Annotated in this window: 21 protein-coding genes, 2 tRNA genes and 1 pseudogene; 6 read left to right on the top strand and 18 right to left on the bottom strand. The window is 60.6% G+C overall.

The features are described 5' to 3' along the window. The first annotated feature begins 49 nt into the window (after positions 1-49). Positions 50-289, top strand: coding sequence for a DUF2274 domain-containing protein (locus tag CAF53_RS00205; RefSeq protein WP_100236962.1), 240 nt, complete (start codon positions 50-52; stop codon positions 287-289). Between the two features lie 38 nt (positions 290-327). On the opposite strand, the gene CAF53_RS00200 is transcribed toward CAF53_RS00205, so the two are convergent. The 3 genes from CAF53_RS00200 to CAF53_RS00190 form a co-directional block, all read right to left on the bottom strand. Then, on the bottom strand, positions 328-621 hold the full coding sequence (locus CAF53_RS00200; protein WP_100236961.1) for a hypothetical protein: 294 nt from the start codon (positions 619-621) through the stop codon (positions 328-330). Between the two features lie 655 nt (positions 622-1,276). Further along, positions 1,277-2,521 carry an outer membrane beta-barrel protein gene (locus CAF53_RS00195; protein WP_100236960.1) on the bottom strand — a complete coding sequence of 415 codons (1,245 nt, stop codon included), beginning with the start codon at positions 2,519-2,521 and terminating at the stop codon, positions 1,277-1,279. Between the two features lie 141 nt (positions 2,522-2,662). Continuing rightward, positions 2,663-3,598 carry a LysR substrate-binding domain-containing protein gene (locus tag CAF53_RS00190; RefSeq protein ID WP_197707318.1) on the bottom strand — a complete coding sequence of 312 codons (936 nt, stop codon included), beginning with the start codon at positions 3,596-3,598 and terminating at the stop codon, positions 2,663-2,665. Between the two features lie 208 nt (positions 3,599-3,806). Here CAF53_RS00190 and CAF53_RS26925 point away from each other — a divergent pair, with 208 nt between their 5' ends. Continuing rightward, positions 3,807-4,139 carry a hypothetical protein gene (locus CAF53_RS26925; protein ID WP_157801163.1) on the top strand — a complete coding sequence of 111 codons (333 nt, stop codon included), beginning with the start codon at positions 3,807-3,809 and terminating at the stop codon, positions 4,137-4,139. Between the two features lie 24 nt (positions 4,140-4,163). Here the strand turns inward: CAF53_RS26925 and CAF53_RS00185 are convergent, their stop codons facing one another. From CAF53_RS00185 to dapB, 11 genes are all read right to left on the bottom strand, one after another. Beyond that, positions 4,164-4,841: an isoprenylcysteine carboxylmethyltransferase family protein gene (locus tag CAF53_RS00185; protein ID WP_242443463.1), complete on the bottom strand. Its 678-nt coding sequence runs from the start codon at positions 4,839-4,841 to the stop codon at positions 4,164-4,166. An 82-nt stretch (positions 4,842-4,923) separates the two neighbouring features. After that, entirely contained in the window at positions 4,924-5,637 is a 714-nt protein-coding gene (locus CAF53_RS00180; protein WP_100236957.1) for a response regulator, read from the bottom strand. After that, a complete protein-coding gene (locus CAF53_RS00175; RefSeq protein ID WP_100236956.1) occupies positions 5,609-8,299 on the bottom strand; it encodes a sensor histidine kinase KdpD in 2,691 nt (896 codons plus the stop codon). The genes CAF53_RS00180 and CAF53_RS00175 overlap by 29 nt, the downstream gene beginning before the upstream one ends. Positions 8,300-8,348: 49 nt before the next feature. Next, the gene (gene kdpB, locus CAF53_RS00170) at positions 8,349-10,430 is read right to left on the bottom strand and encodes a potassium-transporting ATPase subunit KdpB (protein ID WP_100236955.1); all 2,082 of its coding nucleotides are present in this window, start codon (positions 10,428-10,430) and stop codon (positions 8,349-8,351) included. 15 nt (positions 10,431-10,445) lie between these two features. After that, complete coding sequence (gene kdpC, locus CAF53_RS00165; RefSeq protein ID WP_100236954.1) at positions 10,446-11,120, bottom strand: potassium-transporting ATPase subunit KdpC; 675 nt, start codon at positions 11,118-11,120, stop codon at positions 10,446-10,448. Positions 11,121-11,132: 12 nt separating this feature from the next. Next, complete coding sequence (gene kdpA, locus CAF53_RS00160; RefSeq protein ID WP_100236953.1) at positions 11,133-12,836, bottom strand: potassium-transporting ATPase subunit KdpA; 1,704 nt, start codon at positions 12,834-12,836, stop codon at positions 11,133-11,135. A gap of 136 nt (positions 12,837-12,972) precedes the next feature. Then, positions 12,973-13,068: a K(+)-transporting ATPase subunit F gene (kdpF, locus tag CAF53_RS00155; protein ID WP_197707317.1), complete on the bottom strand. Its 96-nt coding sequence runs from the start codon at positions 13,066-13,068 to the stop codon at positions 12,973-12,975. Positions 13,069-13,598: 530 nt separating this feature from the next. After that, positions 13,599-13,675 (bottom strand) — tRNA-Arg (locus tag CAF53_RS00150). A gap of 375 nt (positions 13,676-14,050) precedes the next feature. Beyond that, the gene (locus CAF53_RS00145) at positions 14,051-14,398 is read right to left on the bottom strand and encodes a hypothetical protein (protein ID WP_046763290.1); all 348 of its coding nucleotides are present in this window, start codon (positions 14,396-14,398) and stop codon (positions 14,051-14,053) included. Positions 14,399-14,530: 132 nt separating this feature from the next. Next, positions 14,531-15,181 (bottom strand): endonuclease III, encoded by a 651-nt coding sequence (gene nth, locus CAF53_RS00140; protein WP_100236951.1) that lies wholly within the window; start codon positions 15,179-15,181, stop codon positions 14,531-14,533. 2 nt (positions 15,182-15,183) lie between these two features. Next, entirely contained in the window at positions 15,184-15,957 is a 774-nt protein-coding gene (gene dapB, locus CAF53_RS00135) for a 4-hydroxy-tetrahydrodipicolinate reductase (RefSeq protein ID WP_046763289.1), read from the bottom strand. Between the two features lie 195 nt (positions 15,958-16,152). Here dapB and CAF53_RS00130 point away from each other — a divergent pair, with 195 nt between their 5' ends. Then, positions 16,153-16,851 carry an NAD-dependent deacylase gene (locus CAF53_RS00130; protein ID WP_100236950.1) on the top strand — a complete coding sequence of 233 codons (699 nt, stop codon included), beginning with the start codon at positions 16,153-16,155 and terminating at the stop codon, positions 16,849-16,851. 244 nt (positions 16,852-17,095) lie between these two features. Here CAF53_RS00130 and CAF53_RS00125 read toward each other — a convergent pair. The 4 genes from CAF53_RS00125 to CAF53_RS00110 form a co-directional block, all read right to left on the bottom strand. Continuing rightward, positions 17,096-17,847 (bottom strand): IS5 family transposase gene (locus CAF53_RS00125; RefSeq protein WP_100236949.1). Its coding sequence is split into 2 segments (ribosomal slippage): positions 17,096-17,526 and positions 17,526-17,847, totalling 753 coding nucleotides; the frame shifts between segments, so codons are not numbered across the junction. Positions 17,848-18,014: 167 nt separating this feature from the next. Then, a complete protein-coding gene (locus CAF53_RS00120) occupies positions 18,015-19,040 on the bottom strand; it encodes a FecR domain-containing protein (protein WP_046763042.1) in 1,026 nt (341 codons plus the stop codon). After that, on the bottom strand, positions 18,958-19,563 hold the full coding sequence (locus CAF53_RS00115) for a sigma-70 family RNA polymerase sigma factor (RefSeq protein ID WP_046763041.1): 606 nt from the start codon (positions 19,561-19,563) through the stop codon (positions 18,958-18,960). The genes CAF53_RS00120 and CAF53_RS00115 overlap by 83 nt, the downstream gene beginning before the upstream one ends. A 151-nt stretch (positions 19,564-19,714) precedes the next feature. Next, positions 19,715-19,906 carry a hypothetical protein gene (locus tag CAF53_RS00110; protein WP_046763040.1) on the bottom strand — a complete coding sequence of 64 codons (192 nt, stop codon included), beginning with the start codon at positions 19,904-19,906 and terminating at the stop codon, positions 19,715-19,717. A 142-nt stretch (positions 19,907-20,048) separates the two neighbouring features. On the opposite strand from CAF53_RS00110, the gene CAF53_RS00105 reads away from it, so the two are divergent. From CAF53_RS00105 to CAF53_RS27930, 3 genes and pseudogenes are all read left to right on the top strand, one after another. Beyond that, positions 20,049-20,133: transfer RNA gene (locus tag CAF53_RS00105), tRNA-Leu, on the top strand. A 69-nt stretch (positions 20,134-20,202) separates the two neighbouring features. Further along, on the top strand, positions 20,203-21,810 hold the full coding sequence (gene tig, locus CAF53_RS00100; RefSeq protein WP_046763039.1) for a trigger factor: 1,608 nt from the start codon (positions 20,203-20,205) through the stop codon (positions 21,808-21,810). Between the two features lie 184 nt (positions 21,811-21,994). Beyond that, positions 21,995-22,521, top strand: a pseudogene (locus CAF53_RS27930) (glycosyltransferase family 2 protein); the annotation flags it as partial. Positions 22,522-22,529: the final 8 nt, after the last annotated feature.

Below are 22,529 nucleotides of genomic sequence, written 5' to 3'. Positions count from 1 at the left end.
CGCGTCATCGTTACGCGCGACATCACCCTCGAACCCTACGGGAGCTGACATGACCAAGTTGAAGCTCGGCCCAATCGCCGACGAAAAGCCCGTAAAAGTCACGCTGGAGTTACCCGCCAGCCTTCATAGCGACCTTGCGGTCTATGCCGAAATTCTTGGCCGGGAGACCAATCAACCGCCGGCTGATCCTGTGCGTTTAATCGTGCCCATGCTGCAACGCTTCATCGCCACAGATCGAGGTTTTGCAAAGACGCGACGTTCCATTGGGGCCGCGAAGGTCGATAGCTAATGCCATCGGCCTGATTGCGGTGAAACTTCGCCGTGTCGTTAATGTGCAAAATTACCGCCGATATGCAGCCCGAACGCCACGAACCCTAGCCACAATGCTTCATCCCAATGGTTGAAGCCGTCCCGCTGCCAAAAGCGTTCTTTAAGCATCAGAGCGAACGTCACACAAAACGCGGCATAAAGGCCGATCCAAAAAGAGACGGCCGTGAGATACCCGGCCTTGCCATAGGTGCCGATCACGGCCGATATCGCGAGCTTCGTGCAAAAGCGGCGAATAGCCAGGCGCGACCCGGTATTGAGGCGGGAAAACATGATTTGGCCGGTCGATTGCAAGCGTTTTTCGCTGTCTATCGGGCCTCGAATAAAGACAGCATCAAATTTTTACGCCGCCCGCCGGGAGAGCTTCGGCTGGTCGGTGAAGCCATCCCTATACAGTTCTTACAGAGACGCGCCAAACATTGTGCTGCCCTGACATCGGCTATGTTAGCCGTCCGCTCATGCGGCACGAGTGGAGTCCAGGTCGTTGGCTCGGGGTGCTACGCGATCCCGATGAGCGCTCGCGTAAGCATTTGCGACTGTTGGGAGGCCAGGTCGGCTTTATCGTTCTGTTCAGTTCTCCTACTCTGGCCATTGATCAGCATAGACCGATACTCTTCCTATCCCTGATACATCTCATGTTCGGATTTTCGGCGCTGCTCGTATTCGGTGCCGCACTCTGGAAGCGCGATCCAATTCCTCCCAACAGCCTGTGCGTCTGGGATCACGGGTTCGCCATGCTCCTTTTGATGCTGATCAGCTCGGTTTTCCTCAGAGTGTTGGCGTAAATGCACACATACCGCCGCGACTGACGTCATATCAGAGCCGGTGACGACCGCCTCGAGCTCCGGTGCCCCTGATCTCCGAGCAACAGGCTGCGAGTGCCGGCCAGTGCTCGTGCTGTTTTGGCTAGGCGGAACGACCCTTCAAACCTGCGCCCCGCGCTGCCCCGTCAGAAGAGGATGCCGGTCTCCAGTAGGGCGCGGACCTGATCGCGCTGGTTCAAGTCACGGCCGAAGCCGAGCCCCGACTGAAGATTGCCGATCCTGGTGTAAGACAGTTCGCCACGCGCGAAGAACACGCCCTTTTGGTAGGTCGGAGTGATGGTGAGCGACCAGGCGTTGCTCTTTGCGCCGTAGAGCAGATTGGTCGGCGTGCAGTTGGGGTCCGTCCCGCACGTTCCGCCGGTCGTCTTCAGATATTCGGCGCGCGCGCCAAGCGACCATTCGCTGTTGAGCGCGTATTTGACGAGCAGCGCACCGCCATAGGTATCAGCCGAGCGATTGATGCCGAGTTGGTCATCACGGCCGACGTGGCTATATTGCAGATAGGGCGTGAGCGTCAGTGGGCCGCTGGTATGGGTGTAGATGAGATTGAAGATACTGCTGTTGTTCTGCGCGAGGGGGGTCGCGACTGACGACTTGTCGCTCCGCGACAGGCTGCCGGCGCCGACAATGCTGATCGAATTCGACGAGTCGATCGCATAACCTAGTGTGCCCGAAAGCCAATTCAACTTGCCGGAAAAATAGCCGTCGTTGAGCGAGATCGCTGCGGAGAGCGGCCCGCGCGCATAGTTGACTTGAACGCCGCGGCTGATCGCAGGCTCTTGATTCCATAGCAGCCCGCGCTCGATGTTGACGTTCTGAAACGTGAACGTCGCCTCCGCGCCGACCATAGTCGGCAGGAGACCGCCGCTGATTGACAGCTCCGGTGTTATCATGGCCTTGGCATAGGCGACAGGAATGGGACCATAGAGTTGGTCGGTCGCTTTCGTTGCACGCAGATAGGCCGTGCCCAGCGACGGTAGCGAATAGGCGCCGGCCTGGACATAAAACTGCAAGCGTCCGTCCGTCTGGATCTCGATCTGCGCATTGCTGAGGTCTGCGAATCCGTCCTCGTTTCCTATGCCGCCCGCGTGCGTGGCGGCGCTTTGCAACACGCCAATGCCGCTGAGCTGACCGGAGAGCGAGATCGAGCCAAATGGCCCCGCGTCCACCGACAGAGGATGAGGATTAGGCGCGAGTGGGCCGGAAAAGCTCGGCGCCGGCAACGGATCGGCGTGAGCCGCCTCGATCCCGAAGAAGGCGCTACAGGCAACGAGCAGGAAGGCGTAACGGGCGGCGCGCACACCAGACGAGCGAGAGCCGCATCGCCTCGAGGTGGCCACCGAATAGGAAAACGGAGACGGAGTTGTCATGCGTGCATCCCTCTGCCTGAAAGGTCGATGCACACGAGACGTAAGAGCGGGCGCGTAAAATCGGCGTCTTATCTTGCTCAGAATCGTAAGGACGGAGTAAAAATCGCGGCACGCCGCTGCCCCACCCAATAATTATACACTCTAATGAGTATGGGGCCTACGGACGACTGCGTTGCTCTCGACCCTCGACAGGAGGTTCGCCATGCTCAGCAGGCGCCGAAATGCGGGATTGTCGTTTTCATCGGACCAAATGCCACAGAACGGCAGCCGACACCCAACTAATCTCCGATACGCGACGCCAGCGAACGGCGTTTCGGTGATCGACTCGCTCGCGAGCGTGATGCCTTGACCACAAGCAACGAGTTGCATCAGGGTCTGGCGGGATACGCGATTGCGCTGGATGTCCGGCCGATGACCCAGTGAAGACAAATGCCGAAAGAGGAGAGCCTCAATATCCCGTCCAGGCGCGATCTCTGTGACGATGAACCGACGGCGACGTATATCACTCCAGGCTATCTCCGATCGAGATGCGAGAGCGTCCGCTTTCGACAAAACCACATAGACCTGCTCGGTCCACAAACGTATCGAGCTGAAATCCTCGATCTCATGAGGCTCGGTCATGAACGCAATGTCGAGTTGATGGCGGCGCACGGCAGGGATGAGTTCAAGGTGATCGCCTTCGAGGAATTCGAGCTGCACCTCCTTGTGATCAGCCATAAATTGCCCAATCAGGCTCGCGACGAATCCGGTTGCAAGGGAGGAAAAAAGTCCGATGCGAATGACCCCGCGGCTGCCGCGTCCAATCGCTCCAACATCGCGGATCGCGAAATCAATCTGCGTAAGAGCACATCGCGCTCTCTGAACAAAGCTCTCGCCGGCTTGGGTAAGAGCGACGCCCGCTCGGGTGCGGAGAAAAAGACTAGAGCCGAGGGCATCTTCCAAATCACGGATCTGTCGGCTGATCGTTGACTCGCGCACTCCAAGCCTGGCGGAGGCTTTTCGGAAGCTCCCCTGTTCTGCGGCCACAACAACGTAGCGAAGGTGCCGAACCTCGATGGTGCATTTCGGTATGGGCACGATTGGTTAACCAGCAGCTAGGATGAAGTAATCATAGGAAGATCCCCGTTCACCCCCGCTCGCCGTCCAAGATCAGACGATTTTCAATCGCTTGTCTCCGAAGGATCGACCGAGGCTTAAGCGATCGAATGTAAGGGTGGGATAAAGTTTTTATCCGTTGGCATAAAAGTGCTGTAAGGATGCGCACGCCTGCCGCGGCAGTTCCTCGGTGCTGGTCAGCTACATGCTGGAGCAATGGTCTCATCGTGCGCGCTTAGACCCGGCGCGGGTGGGCGCCTTCGGCTTTTCCTCGGGCGGCTTCACGGTGCTGGCGGCCGCCGGAACGATGACGGATGCAGCGGCAATTTCTTGGCATTGCCGAGTCTTGCCCGCTCTCTTCGACTGTCAACTTCCCAAGACCAATCCCGCGACCCCCAGCACCTCGCCACCCGGATTTGACCGCGCTGGCTTTCATGTCGCCTTCAATCGCGAGGTGGTGCGGTTTTTCCGGCAGAATTTGCGTCGACGCGCAAAGCAAACTTTCCCTTCCCGTGCGCCATAACGACCGGGGGCGGGACTGAGGTTTTCACCAAACACCGGGCAGCAGGCGGTAGCGCACGCGGCTAACATAGTTTCGATAGCCCGGAAGCTCGTCGGCCAAGACCGCTTCCTCCCCAAATATCCGCGCGGCAAGAATGATCGCCATTGGGATAAGTCCGAGCAAACCCCATAACGATCCGAGCATCAGTGTCGTGCCGATCGCGAACGGAAACAGATAGGCATACATTGGATGGCGAATGACGGCGTAGGGGCCGGACGAAATCACGCTTTGACCGCGTTCCTTTTGGACGCCAATCGTCGTCGCGGCAAAGCTGTTGGCGCGCAGGACCGTGTAGAAGCCCCAGAACGACCATGCCACCAGCACCGCGCCGACCACCTCGAGCCAGACGGGGCCATCGGACCATTCAAAGCGCTCGGCATCGAGCGCAATGAACGCCATCCACGCGCAGAAGAAAATCAGAAGCAGCGAAACGATGATGCGATCGCGCGGCTTCTGCTCAGCCTTGAGTGGCGACTGCATCCGCGCGGCCAGTAGTGCGGGATCAGCCTTCAGCATCCAGAGCGTCATCGCGAGGCTGCAAACCATGAAGAGCAGGAGATATGCCCAGCCTTCCGGCCATGACAGCGTGCCGGCAGGCGCAAACAGCAGAAGGCCAAGGACTAGCAAGCCCAAGAGTGATTGAATCAAGACCTTGGCGATCATGATCGCCACCTCACTTTCCAGATCACGCCAAAGACTATGCTGCGAGCAGCCACGGGCGGATGACACTATCGTTGGCGTAAACCTAACTTGCTTCTGAAATCTCGAGCCCAGAGAGTCGATAACCAACCTGCAATTCCGTGATCAAATGCACGGGCTGCGACGGGTCATCCTCAAGTTTTTGCCGAAGCTGAGCCATATAGATGCGAATGTAATGCGAGCGCTCCGCGTAGCCTGGCCCCCAAACTTCCATGAGGAGCTGTCGATGGGTGAGCACCTTACCGTGCCCGCGGATCAGCGCCGTGAGCAGACGAAACTCGTTTGGTGTCAGATGCACCGGCTCATCGCCCCGCGCGATCTCGTGGGTGGCGAGGTTGATTGAGACATTTCCAAATCTCACGATCGGCGAGGCGCCTGCACCGTTTGACACCGTGCTTGAGCGACGCAGTTGCGCACGCACACGCGCCAGCAACTCCGGCACACCGAATGGCTTGACCAGGTAATCGTCGGCGCCGGCGTCCAGCGCTTCGACCTTCTCGGTTTCCTGTTCACGCGCCGACAGCACGACGATCGGAGCGGAGACCCAACTACGGACGTCGCGGATCAGCATCTTTCCGTCTCCGTCAGGCAAACCAAGGTCGACGATCATGAGATCGGGTTTCCGGCTGCCCACGTTGAGGCGCGCCTCCTCGGCCGTAGCCGTCTCGAAGACGTTCATGCCTTCCTTTTCAAGCGCCATTCGGACAAAGCGACGAATGTCGGCTTCGTCCTCAACGATCAGGATGCGCGGTTTGATCATCGGCTGTCTCACTCTCGACTTCAGGCGGCGCACCTAGCGGCAGCCGGATCTCGAAGGCTGCGCCATGTGGCTTGCGCGCCCGCGCCCGGATCGTGCCGCCATGCGCGGAAACGATGCTGCGACACAACGCCAGGCCCAGACCGACCCCAGCGATTGACGATTCCTTCTGCCCCCTGGCGAACGGCTCAAAAAGCCCATCGGGGTCAGTCGCTGGCAAGCCGGGACCGTCGTCCTCGACGACCAGATAGACGGAATCCCCTGAAGCTCCGGCTCGGATCGTAACGGTTGTCTCAGGCGGCGTATATTTTGCCGCGTTGTCGAAGAGGTTGATGAGAACACGCTCAATGAGGGCCGCATCAACCTCGACGAGCGGCAGGGTGGCCGGAAGGCGCGTTTGGACCGTCCGTGGCTTTAGAAGCGTGGTTGATTGCGCGAGGGCGCTGCCGACGATCTCGCTGAGCGTGTGCCATTCTTTGTGGAGATGCACCCCGTCGCTTTGCATTCGCGCCAAGTCGAGAAGATTGCTCACGAGGCGCTTGAGTTCGTCGGCTTGCATCTTGATGGAACGAGCAAGATCGGTGCGGTCGTTGACGCGCAGGTTAGGCGAGTCCTCGAGGGTCTCCGCCAAGCCGCGGATCGCTGTCAGCGGTGTTTTGAGATCGTGAGACACCGCAGAAAGAAGAGCATTGCGAAGTTTCTCGCCTTCCATGCGGACCAGCGTGTCCTGGGCAACCTCCACGAAATGGATACGCTCGAGCGCCAATCCGATGGTCGAGCAACAGGCATCGAGCAAGCGGCGATCGTCTGGATCGTTCAGTATCGTCGAGCCGGACGGCAGGATGGCCAGCACGCCTCTGGTTGCCATTGACGCCTTAAGCGGAAGATAGAGCGCATTGGCGGCGCTCAAGGTCTGTGTTCCGAGTCCCGCTTCCTGCGCATGGTCGAAAGTCCATTGGGCGACCGAGAGGTCGACGAAGCCGGCATTCTGGGTCGCGACGAGGCGCTCCTTCTGGTCCGGGATGAGAAGAACCACCTGAGCCCCGATCAGGGGGGTGATCGCGTCCCGGCACATCGAGACTATCTGTTCGATCTTTATGGCGCTGGAGAGATCGCGCGCGATGCGGGCCAGAGTGGAAGCCCGGCGCTCGCCGGCGCGAGCGACCCTGGCTTCGGAGCGCATACGCGCAGCGAGCTGGCTGATGACAAGCGCCACGACCAACATGAGCGCAAAGGTGAAGAAATATTGGGTGTCAGTGGCGGTGAATGAGAGCGTTGGCTCGATGAAAAATAGATCGAAGCACACCACCGACAAAAACGCGGCCCAAGCGCCGGCGACGCGGCCGAGATGCATCGCGACGAACACGACCGTCATCAAGAACAGCATGATGACGTTGGATGGGTCGAAGACCCGCAGCAGCCATGCCGCTAGCGCCGTGGTTGCGCCGCAAGCGAGTGTCGCAATGGAGAGCGCCGCAGCATAGCCTCGGGGTTCATCCGTGACTTTGCGTTTGACCGTCGGCCGAACATCATCGACGCTGAGCAGGATCAGTCCCATTTCCGGGCCAGCGCGCGCGATTCTTTCCTGAAGCCGTGATCGGAAGAGCTTGAATTTCCAGCGGGGTGGATTACCGACAATGAGCTTCGTAACATTGCGCTTGCGCGCGTAATCCAACAGGGTCTCGGCGATATCCTGTCCGGGAATATTTGCAAACTCCGCCCCCGCTGCCTGCGCGGTGGTGGCGATCGTCAGCAATGTTTCGCGGGATCTCGTGTCGTCGCCTTTGTAGGGTTGGTCGATATGGACGACGATCCATTTGGCCTGTAGCCGCTGCGCGAGCCGCGCGCCCTCGCGAACCAACCGCTCTTGCGATCGGTCGGCGCTCACGCAGACCATGAGCATTTCCTGAGTGGGCCAGACCGACTTGATCGCGTGAGAGACTCGATAGCTCCGCACATCCGCGTTCACACGATCGGCGACGCGGCGAAGCGCCAGTTCGCGGAGCGCTATCAAATTGCCGCGACGGAAGAAATTCTGACGAGCACGCTCGACCGCGACCGGCAAATAGACCTTTCCGGCGTTCAACCTGGCCAGCAGATCGTCGGGCGGTATGTCCACCAATACAACGTCGGTGGCGGCGTCGAAGATGCGGTCAGGAACCGTCTCCCGCACACGGGTGCCTATGATGCCGCCAACGATATCGTTGAGGCTGTCGAGATGCTGGACGTTAAGCGCCGTATAGACGTCGATGCCGGCATCGAGCAGCTCCTCGACATCCTGCCAGCGTTTGGCATGTCGGCTGCCGGCGACGTTGGTGTGGGCTAGTTCATCGACAACCAGAATTTTGTATGGCGATGCGAGCGCGCCATCGAGATCAAACTCGGTTGCCGCTCGGCCGTTGCCGCCCACCGTCTTGCGCGGCAGAACAGGAAGCCCTTCTAAGAGTTCCTGCGTATCTTTGCGACCGTGGGTTTCGACGACCCCGATCCCGACTGCGGCCCCCTCGGCGTGGAGCTGGCGCGCCGCCTGGAGCATCGCGAAGGTCTTGCCCACCCCTGCGCACGCGCCGAAGAATATCTTCAGTTGCCCGCGTTTGGAGCGATGGTCCTCACCTTTCACGACCTCCAGAAGATCGTCGGGATCTGGCCGCTGATCCGTCATCATTTACCGTCCAACCTCACAACGGCGTTCGCCTCTTTTTGAAGACCCTCCGCTAGAAGAAAGGCGTCAGCAGGATGTCGATCAGCTTTATACCAATAAACGGCGCGATGATCCCGCCCAATCCATAGATCAGGAGGTTCCGGCCAAGGAGCCGGGCCGCTGGCTCGGCTCTATACTGCACTCCTCGAAGGGCCAGCGGGATCAAGGCTACGATGATGAGCGCATTGAAGATTACCGCCGATAAGATGGCCGATGCGGGGCTGTGGAGGCCCATGACATTGAGGACGGCCAGCGGAGGATAGGTCGCGACAAACGCAGCCGGAATGATCGCGAAATATTTCGCCAAGTCGTTGGCGACGCTGAATGTGGTCAACGAGCCACGAGTCATGATCATCTGTTTGCCGACCTCGACAACGCGCAGCAGTTTGGTCGGGTTGCTGTCCAGATCGACCATGTTGCCGGCCTCTTTGGCCGCCTGAGTGCCACTGTTCATCGCCAGAGCAACGTCAGCTTGCGCGAGCGCGGGCGCGTCGTTGGTCCCGTCGCCGGTCATGGCGACGAGCCGCCCCTCTGCCTGATACTTGCGGATGAGCTGGAGTTTGTCCTCGGGCGTGGCTTCGGCCAGATAGTCGTCCACCCCGGCCTCGGCCGCGATCGCCGCGGCCGTGAGATGATTGTCGCCGGTAATCATCACGGTCTTGATGCCCATGCCGCGCAGTTCGGCGAAGCGCTCCTTGATCCCGCCTTTGATGATGTCCTTGAGTTCGACAACGCCGAGCACATGGATGTCATCGCTGACGACGAGCGGCGTGCTACCGCGCCGCGCGACATCCTCGACGATCTTGGTGATCTCCTGCGGGAATACGCCGCCCATCGCCTCGACATGCGCGCGAATTGCGCTCGCGGCTCCCTTGCGGATCTGGCGGCCGTCGAGATTGATGCCGCTCATCCGTGTGTGTGCGCTGAACGCGATGGTCTCGGCCCCATGCAGTTCACGCCCACGGATGTTGAAGGTGTTCTTGGCCAACACGACGATCGAACGGCCCTCCGGCGTTTCATCGGCCAATGACGCGAGCTGGGCGGCGTCTGCCAGCGTGCGCTCATCCATTCGAGGGGCGGGATGGAACTTGGCGGCCTCACGATTGCCGAGGGTAATCGTGCCGGTCTTGTCGAGCAGCAGGACATCGACATCTCCGGCCGCCTCGATGGCACGCCCCGAGGTAGCAAGCACATTGGCCTTTATCATCCGGCTCATGCCGGCGATGCCGATTGCGGAGAGCAATGCGCCGATGGTGGTGGGAATCAGGCAAACCAGGAGCGCAATGAGCACGGTGATCGTCACCACCGAGCCGGAGCCGTTGAGGACCGTGCTGAACAGCGAAAAGGGCAGGAGCGTTGCGCACACCAGAAGGAAGATAAGCGTGAGAGCTACAAGCAGGATCGTCAGGGCGATCTCGTTTGGCGTCTTTCCCCGCTTGGCCCCCTCGACCATAGCGATCATGCGGTCGAGAAAGGCTTCGCCAGGCTTGGCTGTCACGCGGATCACGATCCAGTCGGATAGGACGCGAGTGCCGCCGGTCACGGAGCAGAAGTCGCCGCCCGCCTCGCGGATGACCGGAGCGGATTCGCCGGTGATCGCCGACTCGTCGACTGAAGCTGCGCCCTCAATGACTTCGCCATCGGTTGGGATTATCTCGCCAGCTTCGACCAAGAGGTAGGCGCCCACGTCAAGCTCGTCACTTGGCTGCGGCCAAGACTCGCTGTCACGGCGCGGCTCCTTGAGCATTCGAGCGACCACGCGCTGGCGCGTCGCGCGTAGCGCATCAGCTTGTGCTTTGCCACGCCCCTCCGCTAACGCCTCGGCGGCATTTGCGAAAAGCACCGTGAACCACAGCGAAATCGCGACCGCGAAGATGAATGCGCCCGACGCCTCGCCTTTACCGGAAAGCGCCTGGACCCAGAGCAGCGTTGTGACGATGCTGCCGAGATAGACGACGAACATCACGGGGTTTTTCGATTGAACCCGTGGCGACAGCTTCTTGAACGCCTCCCCGATCACGGAGGCCCACTTTACGGGCTTGGGACTTCCACCGGAACTTGCGCCGAGCGGCGCCGTTGCGTCGACTTGTGACATGATGGCACCGCCTTCTTATTGTGCGGCAGGACGCGCCGTCGTGGCCGCGTCCAGTGCGAGATTGAGTTCAAGGACATTCACTCTCGGATCGCCGAGAGCGCCGATTTGGGGGCCGCTCGTGTGATCGTTCACGAGCGCCAGCACTGTGGCTGGCGGCAGGCCGCGCACCCGAGCAACGCGCGCTGCTTGCAGTCTGGCGTTCGCAACGGAAATGTGGGGGTCGAGGCCAGAACCGGAGGCCGTAACAGCGTCGACTGGAACTGGAGCGTCGGGCGCAAGCCCGTTCTCTTCGCGATATGCCCTCGCGCGTTCGTTCACCGCATCAAGCAGTTTCTTGCTGGTCGCACCCTGGTTGCTCGCCGCACTGGCGCCGGCATTATAGGGCTGGTCGATGCTTTTCGAGGGATCGTTGGGATCAGCGCCTGCCGTCACACTCGGCCGACCATGAAAATATTCAGGTCGCGCGAAATACTGCCCGATCAAGCGGGAGCCAACGGTCTGCCCGTCTCTTACGATGAGGCTGCCCTGAGCCTGATCGGGGAAAAGAATATTGGCGACGCCGGTGGTCACCAACGGATAGGCAATGCCCGCCACCACCATGAAGAAGACGGCCGACACGAGCGCCGGACGCGCGATGCCCTTGGTCAGTGAGAGGATGCCATTTTCAGTCGTATTGGAAACATCGGACATGAGCGTTCTTCCTCAGAAGGTCGTGCCGGACAGCATCAACAGGTGCTCGACAATCGGGCCGAGCGCCAAGGCTGGCAGGAACGTCAAACCGCCGACGATGATGACCACAAAGACGAGCAAGCCGGTGAACAGCGGAGTCGACGTCGACAGCGTTCCGGGGCCTTCCGGGACGGTCGTTTTGGCTGCCATCACCCCCGCCACGGCTAACATCGGCAATAGCGTCAGATAGCGTCCGATCAGCATCGCCAGGCCAATCGTCGTGTTGAAGAACGGTGTGTTGGCGTTAAGGCCGGCAAACGCCGAACCATTGTTGGCCGTGCCCGAGGTGTAGGCGTAAAGCACCTCGCTGAAGCCATGCGGACCCATATTGGCAAGGCTGGCGAGCGTTGATGGCGTGAGGCAGGCGAGCGCTGTGAAACCCAAGATGCTGAACGGATGCGCCAGCACCGCGAGCATCACAAATTTCATCTCGCGCGCCTCGACCTTCTTGCCCAAGAACTCGGGCGTTCGCCCGATCATCATGCCGACCAGGAACACGGTCAGGATCGCGTAGGTGACGAGATTGATGAGGCCGACACCATCGCCGCCGAACACGTTGTTCAGCATCATCTCGGCGATCGGCACCAGGCCGCCCAATGGCGTAAGCGACGAGTGCATGGCATCGACCGAGCCGGTCGTCGCTGCCGTCGTGGTGGTTACGAACAGGCTGGTCTGAGCGATGCCGAAGCGCAGCTCCTTGCCTTCCATGTTGCCGCCGGCCTGAAGCTGCGTCTGCGCCTGATCGACGCCGGCCGAGGCGAACATGGGGTTGCCGGCACGCTCGGCGCTATAAACCAAGGCAAGGAAACCAAGGAACATGACCAGAAACGCGGCGAAGAAGGCCCAGCCCTGGCGCCGCCGCGCGATCATCGAGCCGAACGTGTAAGTCAGCGCCGAGGGGATCAACAACATGCTGAGGATGTGCAGCGTGTTCGTCAGGGGCGTCGGGTTCTCGAATGGATGTGCCGAGTTCATGGCAAAGAAGCCACCGCCGTTGGTGCCGATGTGCTTGATGGTCTCCAAGCTCGCGACCGGCCCAACGATGAGCTGTTGTCTCGCTCCTTCGAGAGTATTTGCGATAGCCTCGGCATTCAGCGTTTGCGGTATCCCCTGCCAGACATAGACGAGGGCCAGGACGAAGCAGATCGGCAGGAGGAGGCGAAAAATGACGCGGGTGAAGTCCACCCAATAATTGCCGATATCGGCCGCGCTCTTCCGGCTTAACCCCCGGATAAAGCCTCCTGCCGCCGCAACGCCGGTCGCGGCGCTCACCGTCATGAGGAAGGTGATGACGGCCATCTGCGAAAAGTTGGAAAGACTCGTCTCGCCCGAATAGGATTGCCAGTTCGTGTTGGTGATGAACGAGGCGGCGGTATTGAAAGCCAGGTGCGGCGACTGCGACGCACGCTCAAGCGCATCGCCCGGAATATACTGCTGCACGCGCAGGAGCAGATAACCGAGCAGCATCATCGCGGCGTTGCTGAGAAGCAGCACCATGCCATAGCGCTTCCAGGACATTTTCTCGGCTGGATCGACGCCGAGCAGCCGATAGGTGCCGCGCTCAATGATGTTGTGGGCGGGGCTGACGAAGAGGTGCGTCATCCATTTGCCGAGCACGAAAACCAGCCCGGCCATGATCGCGAGGATGAGAGCGAATTGGGTGAGGTCGTGTTCCATGTGCGCGTCCTCAAATCCGGTCCAGGGCTACAATGAACCCCGCTGTCACTAGGAAGAAGACGAGCGTCACCGCTACGAATATGAGGTCGCCCATAATTGCCACCTGACCTTATTGTTGCAGAACGCTGTTCTGCTCTTAGAAGCGCTCAGGCTTCACGAGGGCGTAGAACAGATAGACGAAGAGGCCGACTGCGCAGAGGCCGGCCAGCCAGGTCATCGCGACGGCGGTCACGGTTGAGGCTCCGACGCGCGCTCGTCTGTGGCGGATCGGCAGGGTTGCGGCTTGGCGTTACGAGGAAACTGATCGCGCGACATATAAACCGGCTCCATTCTGGTTGCCGGCAAGCATTTACTGTGTCGCATGTAAGGGTAGTGCTGAGTTTTTACGTCCGCGCGTAAGGGCGGCGTAAAGAACTTGGAATTGCGCGCCGCCCGGTTTTCGCCGGATACTGCTGACGCGATGCATTTCAAGGCGGGCCGCCAAGCGTGATTATCAGGCTCGCCCGCAGGCTTTCAGAAGCGTGGAATCTTCGAGAGAGTGCCCAACGTGGGTTCGGAAAGGCTGATCTTCTCGCCTATATGCGCAACGATCCACTTGGTGAAACTCATGGCCGCGCCATGCCGTCGATCCAGCTATCGTAGCGTCGCCGCGCGGATCGAAGACGAGAAGGAAGCTGGGAATCGACCCGCCCCACACCGACATGGCATGGTCGCCGCCTCCCGCGGAAATCGGTCGAAGTCTGTGTTCAAAGTTCTCTGAAATGGCGCACCCGAGAGGACTCGAACCTCTGACCTTCGGCTTCGGAGGCCGACGCTCTATCCAACTGAGCTACGGGTGCATCGTGTGCAGGCGATAAAGCGTGACCCAAAACGAGGTCAACTTCAAACCCGCTTCCCTTCCTCGGCTCGAACGTCATTAGGACTCGGTGACACACCAGTCCTTTTGTCGTCGTTTGCCGCCTCTGGTCTCCTTTCGTTTGCTTCCGTGGTGCTTCCGCGACCACGGAAGCGGTTTTCCTGGTTCCTTCGAGGTTCGCCAATCGCTTGGTTTCCCTCGCTTTTTCTAATCCGCACACACAACCCACTTGACTTAGCTTTGCCTTCGGAGGGCAACGCTCTATCCAGCTGAGCTATGGGTGCGTGTCGCTGGTGCGAAGGGCCGCTTAGCAAAGCCCAATCGCTCGCGCCAGCACCAAAATCACCTCAGATCAAAGTTATTTCGCGAGTTTTTGCATCGGCTGGAATTTGCCCAGGCCGCAACTGGCGCCCGGCTGCAATCCATTGGTCTGGTAGAGCACGGTGATGATGTCCACCGAACATAGCTGCGACAGGCTCGTCTTGTAGAGGAAGCGCTTTTCGAAGCCCAGGCTGGGGCAACTGTTGGGCAGCGTGTTCCGGTAGACCTTGTTGCCATTCATGATGAAATCGATGGTGCGGTCGTCGCGGACATTGGTGGACCGGATCGATGTAATCTGGACGCAATCCACCGGCTTGCCGGCCGGCACGAGATTGTCGGGCGCGGTCTTGGCGAGGGTGGGGGCGGCGGTGCAGGCCAGCGCCATGGCCAGAGCCAGCCGGCGGGTGAGATGGGCGGACATCATGTCTCTCCTTATGACTATAGGAATGACGGCGCGCTAACGCTTCATCCGTTATTCCGCTCCCTTTTAGCACGTCCCGGCTGAACCGGACGATAATCAGTTCGGGCTTCCGGCAGCGGGTGTCTTCGGCTTGAAACGGCAGAGGTCGGCGACGATGCAGCGCCAGCATTCTGGCTTGCGCGCCTTGCAGACGTAGCGGCCGTGCAGGATCAGCCAGTGATGCGCGTCGCGGCGAAACGGGCCGGGCACGCGCTTTTCCAACTTCAGCTCCACCGCCAGCGGTGTCTTGCCGGGGGCCAGGCCGGTGCGATTGCCGACGCGGAAGATATGGGTGTCGACCGCGAACGTCTCCTGCCCGAAGGCGGTATTGACGACGACATTGGCGGTCTTTCGCCCGACGCCGGGCAGGGTGGTCAGGATATCGCGGTCCTGCGGCACTTCCCCGCCGAAATCGCACACCAGTATTTCCGAGAGGGCGATGACATTCTTCGCCTTGGCATTGAAGAGGCCGATGGTCTTGATATGCTGTTTCAGGCCGTCTTCGCCCAGGTCCATCATCTGCTGCGGCGTGTGAACTTCGCGGAACAGGGCGCGGGTCGCCTTGTTGACGCCGACGTCCGTCGCCTGTGCCGAGAGGACCACCGCCACCAGAAGCTGATAGTCATTGCCATATTCCAGCTCCGTGCGGGGGGCCGGATTGGCCTCCGCGAGGCGGCTGAAAAAGTCGAAAATCTGGTCCTTCTTCATGTTCAGAGGCCCAGCACGCCCTTCATGTCATAGCGTCCCGTCGGCTGGCCGATCAGCCATTGCGCACCCTTCACCGCGCCGCGCGCGAAGATGAGGCGGCTTTCGGCGCGATGGCCGATCTCGATCCGCTCACCCTCCGTGGCGAAGATGACCTGATGATCGCCCGCCACGGAGCCGCCGCGCAATGCCGCGAATCCGATCGCGCCTTTGGCCCGGGCGCCGGTGATGCCGTCGCGGCCGCGTTCGCTATGGTCGGCCAGGGCGATGCCGCGTCCGTGCGCAGCGGCTTCGCCCAACAGCAGGGCTGTGCCGGAGGGGGCGTCGACCTTGTGGCGGTGGTGCATTTCGACAATCTCTATGTCCCAATCGTCCCCCAGGCGGGCCGCGGCCTGTTCCACCAACGCCGCCAGCAGGTTGACGCCGAGCGAGGTGTTGCCGGTCTGGAGCAACGGGATATGTGCGGCGGCTTCGTCGATCAGCGCGTGATGCGCCGGCTCGAGCCCGGTGGTGCCGATCAGGACCGGCTTTTTCGCAACGATGCAGGCGTCGAGATGGGAGGACAAGGCGCCGGGTACGGAAAAATCGATCAGTACATCGCTCTGTTGCGCCAGCGCGACGGGATCGGTGGTGATCGGAATGCCCGGCGCCAATTCACCCTCGCCGCCGCGATCGGTGCCTCCGGCGATTTTCAGGCCGGCTTCCTGGGCGATCTGCGCGATGGCGCGGCCCATGCGGCCTGCCGCTCCGAAAATCCCGATGCTGGTCGTCATTGTCATTCCCCGAAAAAGTCGCATGGCGGATGCCAGAATGGGCGCCTCTTGTCATCCCTTTGCTATCCGCGCTTGCAGCAGACACGGGGGTGGTACAGCCAATATGGCGAGATGGGGGAAGGGCGATTTTTCGCACTATTTCCTATCGCCCCCGCATCCGGTGCGGTAGCGCTGTCCAGGGCAGGCACGACGGGAAAATAGATGGACGACATTTGCAACATCGTGGTCCTGACCGGTGCTGGGATTTCCGCAGAGAGCGGCCTTTCGACCTTTCGCGGGCCCGACGGACTGTGGGAAGGGCATCGGGTCGAGGATGTCTGTACCCCCGAAGCGCTGGCGCGCAATGCGGCGCTGGTGCATCGTTTCTATGATGAGCGGCGGACGAAGCTGGCCGAGGTCGTGCCCAATCCGGCGCATGAGGCGCTGGCGGCGCTGGACGCGCAATGGCCGGGGGAGTTGCTGATCGTGACGCAGAATGTCGACGATCTGCATGAGCGGGCCGGTGCGAAGCGGCTGGTCCACATGCATGGTGAGTTGCAGTCGGCGCTTTGTGCCGCTTGCGGGAAGGCGAAGCCTTGGAAGGACGCCTTGCCGCCCGCTTCGGTTTGCGATGGCTGCGGAAAGCCGAGCCTGCGGCCCGACATCGTGTTTTTCGGTGAAATGCCCTATGAGATGGAGGCGATCGACGATGCGCTGCGGCGGGCCGATCTGTTCGTTTCGGTAGGGACGTCGGGGGCGGTCTATCCGGCGGCGGGGTTCGTGCAGACGGCCCGCCATGTGGGCGCGCGGACGCTGGAGCTCAATCTGGAGCCGTCGGCGGGGAGCTTTTACTTCGAGGAAAGCCGCATGGGACCGGCAAGCATGCTGGTGCCGGAATTGGTGCGGGAGTTGTTGGGGTGACGATGGGGGCAGAGCATCGTGCGCAAAAGTGGGAACCGATTTTGCGCTTGAAGCGATGCGACAACAAAAGCTGAGAGCGCGCGACTTGCGTACGATTTAACGCAGCGCGCTCCAAGCGCTTCCATTATGCAAGAGCGGCGCGGATGGTCTGTTGGCTAGTGACCCGAATCTGAAGTTCGTCACATTGTTGAGCAGGCGTTGAACGAACTTCAGATTCATCAGGGGCACTAAGGCGTGTGGACATTTAGCGCATAGCGATCTTCAGGGCCGCAAGGTTGATCATGGCGCGGTAGCTCTGATCAGTTTTCTCGTATCGGGTAGCGATGCGCCGGAATGTTTTGAGGCTGCAGAAGAAGTTCTCGACGAGATGCCTCCAGCGATAGGCATGGAAGTCGCAGTCGATCTTCTGCTTCCGGTTCGATTTGGGAGGGATCACCACTACAGCGCCCCTTTCGTTCAGTTCGGTACGCAACCAATCAGCGTCGAACGCCTTGTCGCCGAGGAACATATCGAATTCGACGTCCTGGATCAGCGGTCTCACCCCGACGAGGTCGTGACTTTGGCCCGGAAGCAGAACGAAACGGGCCAGGTTTCCCAGCGCATCTACCAGCGCCACGATCTTCGTGGTCAGACCGCCGCGCGACCGTCCGATCGCCTGACGATGAGTCCCCCCCTTGCGCCGGCGCCCTGCTGGTGGACCCGGACGATCGTGCCGTCGATCATGGCGTATTCGAAGTCACGGTCGCCCGATAACTGCTCAAACAGAAGGTCGAAGACCCCTTTCACCGCCCACCGACGAAAACGACGGAAACTGGAGTTCCAGTTGCCAAAGCTCTCCGGCAAATCTCTCCATGGCGCTCCGGTCCCAGCAATCCACAAGACCGCTTCGAGAAATCTACGATTGTCTGCAGCCGAACGGCCTCGGTCCCCAACTTTACCGGGAAGCACGGGGCGAACCCGCTCCCACTGCTCGTCGCTTAATCCGTGTCGATCCAAGATGGCGCTCCCTTCGCCAGTCTTGAATCCGATCCGCGCGGAAAAAGGAATCCCCTAAATGTCCACAGGCCTTAGCAAATATATGATTCTAGTGTGGTTTATGGATTTGAAATACGCTCCCCACTTGGCCGCTATAATGAGGCGTATTTCAAATCCACCACACTAGCCTATCCGCCCACCGCATTGTCCGCTGGTTCAGGGTCATCGCGATAAAGCAGCATAACCGATCCGTCCTGCCCGTCGACCACCCGGATAGGCAGGCTGAGTTGCAGGGCGGAGAGGAATTCCTTGCTGTCGCTGATGCGGAAGCGGCCGCCGATGCGGAGCGAGGAAACCCTTGTGTCCCCGATCAGGATCGGCGCCGTGCGGTAGCGGTTGAACTCGCCGCTGGCCTGCTCGATCGTTTCGCCGTCCAGTTCGACCATCTGTTCGCGCCAGGCGGTGCGCTGGCCGATCAGGCGTTTATCGAGATGGGTGAGGGATATGCTGCGCGGCTGAATGACGGCGCCGCTGCCCGCGCTGACGCGTTCGGCCAATTTGGTGCCCGAATGGACGGTCACGGTGCCCTGTGTCACCGTCAGTTCGACCATGGACGGACGCAAGCGCACGTTGAAGGCCGTGCCGACGGCCCGGATCACGGCCGAGCGGGCCTCTACGTCGAAGGGTCGGGAACGGTCATGGGCGACGTCGAACGAGGCCTCGCCCTTGAGGATGCGCACCTTGCGGCCATGATCGGTGAAGCGGACTTCCGCGGCGCTGTCGCTGTTGAGATGGAGGGTCGAACCGTCGTTCAGGGCAATATCGCTGATCTGGCCGATGCCCGTCTCATAATGATCCACACCGCTGAAAGTGCGGACAGTGACGATGGCGGCGACGATGAACAGCATCACCGCGACGGCCGCGGCGATCATGATGTTGCGCGACAGGCGGCGCTGTTGTTCCTCGCTGACGATGGCTTCCAGCGGGGGCAGGTTGACTTCTGCGGCGGCGCTCTTGAGGCGCTCGGCTGCTTCCCAGGCGACTTCGGCTCTGGTGAAGGCTACGGCATGGCGCGGATCGGCTTCGATCCACTGACAGATTTCGGCTTCGTCCTGTGCGCTTGGATCGCTGTTAAGCCTTGCCAGCAGGCGCGCGGCTTCCGCCTCGATCTTGCCCCTGCTTTCGTAGCCTGATTCTGGTCCCGACGCCTGCACGTTCGAAATCCGTTTCCTCACGTTCCGCCCAGGCCCGCATAACTATTGCGATCGCTTTGGCCAGATGTTTTTCAACAGTAGAAACGGATAGAGACATCTCCTCCGCTATTTCCAGCATCGATTTTTCGTGGATACGGCGAAGAATGAAGACGCGGCGGCATTGTGTCGGCAGCGAATCGACGATCGTCTCGACCTGCCGCAGGGCTTCGCGGGCGTGGAGCTGTGCTTCCACATTATTTTCGCCTTGCAGCAATTCCAGATCGGCGATGGTTTCGAAACTCACCACCTTGTTCCGGCGGGCGGTGTCGATCACCAGATTGCGGGCGATCGTGAACAGATAGGCCCGGCCTGTGGTCACATTTTCCCAATTTTCCGTGGCATAGGCGCGGGCGAGAACCTCCGCGACCATGTCTTCCAGTTCCTGATTGGCAGGTAATATCCGCCGCAGGCGCCCGCGTAGAGCCGCTTCCTGAGGCAGGATGACCGTCTTGAACCATTCCAGCTTAGCGCGAACCGTCTGCACGTTGACCCCCTTGATGTCAGCCGCGCCTCTCCCGTTCTTTCATCTGTTTGTCATAGTTCAATCATGGATGCAGGGTGCTGTCCAGCGTTACGAGCGGCATTATTTCCCGTTTCTGTGGAAAACCGGTGTCATGTTGCCGAAATGCGCCGATTCAGATCGGGGGCAGTTCCGGCGGCGCGCGATCGGGCTGGTCGAAATCCGGGCTTTCGGGAATGATTTCAGGCGGCTCGCCGGGAGGCGTTTCCGCCGGAGGCGCAGGAATGGGGTTTTCCGGGGGCGATTGCGGCTGGATGATGTCGGGCGGCGGTACGCCGTCGGGTGCCGGGTCGGGTTGGGTGGCCATGGCTCTCTCCTCTTGAATAAGGGGTACGCACGGGCCGGCGTGGGGGTTCCCGGAAACTTATCCACCGGTTATCCACAGGCTTGACCTCTGGGCCTTGCTTCGGGAGACTCTTTTCTCTATGCCGCGCCGACCGGCGACCGATGCGGGCGTGGCGAAATTGGTAGACGCGCCAGATTTAGGTTCTGGTATCGCAAGATGTGGGGGTTCGAGTCCCTTCGCCCGCACCAGTGCGCCAGACTCTATAGGATGCGCAGGCGCCAACGAAATTCAGCTTTAGAAAGCGTTTGAGAGAAGAGATGCAGACTGTCGAGACGTTGAACGAAGGCCTGAAGCGCGCCTACACCGTGACCATCACGTCGAAGGACATCGACGCCCGCGTGGAAAAGGAAGTGGCCGCGATCGCGCCGCAAGTCCGTATGCCCGGCTTCCGCCCCGGCAAAGTGCCCGCCAACCTCGTCAAGAAGATGCACGGCGAATCGTTGCAGCGCGATGCGCTGAACAGCTCGATCCAGGACAGCATCCAGAAGCTGATCGCCGACAACAAGCTGCGCCCCGCGATGCAGCCCTCCGTCGAGTTGGACGAAGGCTTCGAATTCGGCAAGGATGCCGAGATCAAGGTCGCGCTGGAAGTGCTGCCGGAAATCGCCGCGCCGAGCGTCGATGGACTGAAGCTGGAGCGTCTGACCGCGGAAGTCGCCGATGCGCAGGTCGATGAAGCCGCAGGCCGCATCGCGACCCAGCAGGGTGCGCTGGAAGAGCATGCCGCTTCGCACAAGGCGAAGGACGGCGACACGCTGACCATCGATTTCGTCGGCAAGGTCGACGGTGAAGCGTTCGAGGGCGGCTCTGCGGAAGATGTGAAGCTGAAGATCGGTTCGGGCCAGTTCATCCCCGGCTTCGAAGAGCAGCTCGCGGGCGTCAAGAAGGGCGACGAGAAGACCATCACCGTGACCTTCCCGGAAGATTATGGCGCGGCACACCTGGCCGGCAAGGAAGCGACCTTCGACATCACCGTCAAGGCGATCCTGAATGCTGACAAGCCCAAGTTGGACGACGATTTCGCCAAGTCGCTGGGTCTGGAAGGTCTGGACAAGCTCAAGGAGCTGCTGAAGGGCCAGATCGAGCAGGAACATAACGGTCTGACCCGCACCTATATGAAGCGCAAGCTGCTGGACCAGCTCGCCGCCGCGCACGATTTCGACGTGCCGCCGAGCATGGTCGAGGCCGAATTCAACCAGATCTGGGCGCAGCTTCAGCACGAAGCGGGCCATGAGGCAGATCCGGAAGCGGCTCTGGCCGAGATGGAAGCGGAGAAGGAGGATTATCGCGGCATCGCCGTGCGTCGCGTCCGCCTGGGCCTGCTGCTCTCCGAAATCGGCCAGGCGAACGGCGTGGTCGTTTCCGATCAGGAAATGAACCGCCTGATCATGCAGGCGGCTCAACAGTACAGCCCGCAGGATCGCGAGCGTTTCGTCCAATATGTCCGCCAGGACCCGATGGCCGCGGCCCAACTGCGCGCACCGCTTTATGAGGACAAGGTCGTCGACTTCCTGTTCGAAAAGGCCGAGGTCACTGATCGCACTGTCAGCCGTGAAGAGCTGGAAGCCGCGATCGAGGCCGAGGATGGCGATCTGAAGCCGCACGTCCATGGCCCGGACTGTGATCATGACCATGATCATGACGAAAAGCCCAAGGCGAAGAAGGCTGCTCCCAAGAAGAAGGCCGAGGCCGAAGAAGCCGCACCGGCTGCCGAGGAAGTGGCTGAAGAGGCTCCCGCCAAGAAGGCGCCTGCCAAGAAGGCCGCCGCCAAGAAGGACGAGGCTGTAGCCGAGGAAGCCGTCGCCGAGGAAAAGCCCAAGGCGAAGAAGGCTCCGGCCAAGAAGGCTGCCGCCAAGGCTGAATAAGGCCGGTTCGGTTTGAGTGGATAAGCGCCCGGCTTCGCAAGGAAGCGCGGGCGCTTTTCATTTCCGTCGCTTTCCATTTCTGCCGCGGCATGGCAGACGAAATGTTAATCGGGTCCGTTCATGTCGACAGGGGGCAGGGGCGCCCAAAAGGGCCGGAATGGGCCGAAAAAGGGTGTGTGGGTCGATGAAGGAATTTCCGGCAGTGGAAAGCGGGAAGGGTATGGCAAACCCACGGATCGCGGTCATCCTGCCTTGCTATAATGAGGCGGGTGCCATCGTACGGACGGTGGAGGATTTCCGCCGCGCCCTGCCTTCGGCCGAGATTTACGTGTTCGACAACAACAGCACCGACGGCAGCGGCGAACTGGCGTCGGGGGCAGGGGCGATCGTCCGGCGCGTGGCGCAACAGGGCAAAGGGCATGTCGTGCGCCGCATGTTCGCGGATGTGGATGCCGACATCTATATCATGGCCGATGGCGATGCGACCTATGAGGCGGCCGCCGCGCCCCGCATGGTGGCGGCTATGCTGGAAGACAATCTCGATATGGTGGTGGGGTCGCGCAAGAGCGAGATCGAGGAAGCCTATCGACGTGGCCATCGTTTCGGCAACTGGGCGTTGACGAGCCTGCTCAAGCGCTTGTTCGGGCGCAGCTTCACCGACATTCTGTCGGGCTATCGCGTTTTTTCCCGGCGCTTCGTGAAGAGTTTCCCNGTGCTCT

The sequence above is a fragment of the Sphingobium sp. LB126 genome, assembly GCF_002795205.1.
GTDB classification, from domain to species: domain Bacteria; phylum Pseudomonadota; class Alphaproteobacteria; order Sphingomonadales; family Sphingomonadaceae; genus Sphingobium; species Sphingobium chungbukense.
This window is presented reverse-complemented; position numbering and strand designations above follow the sequence as displayed.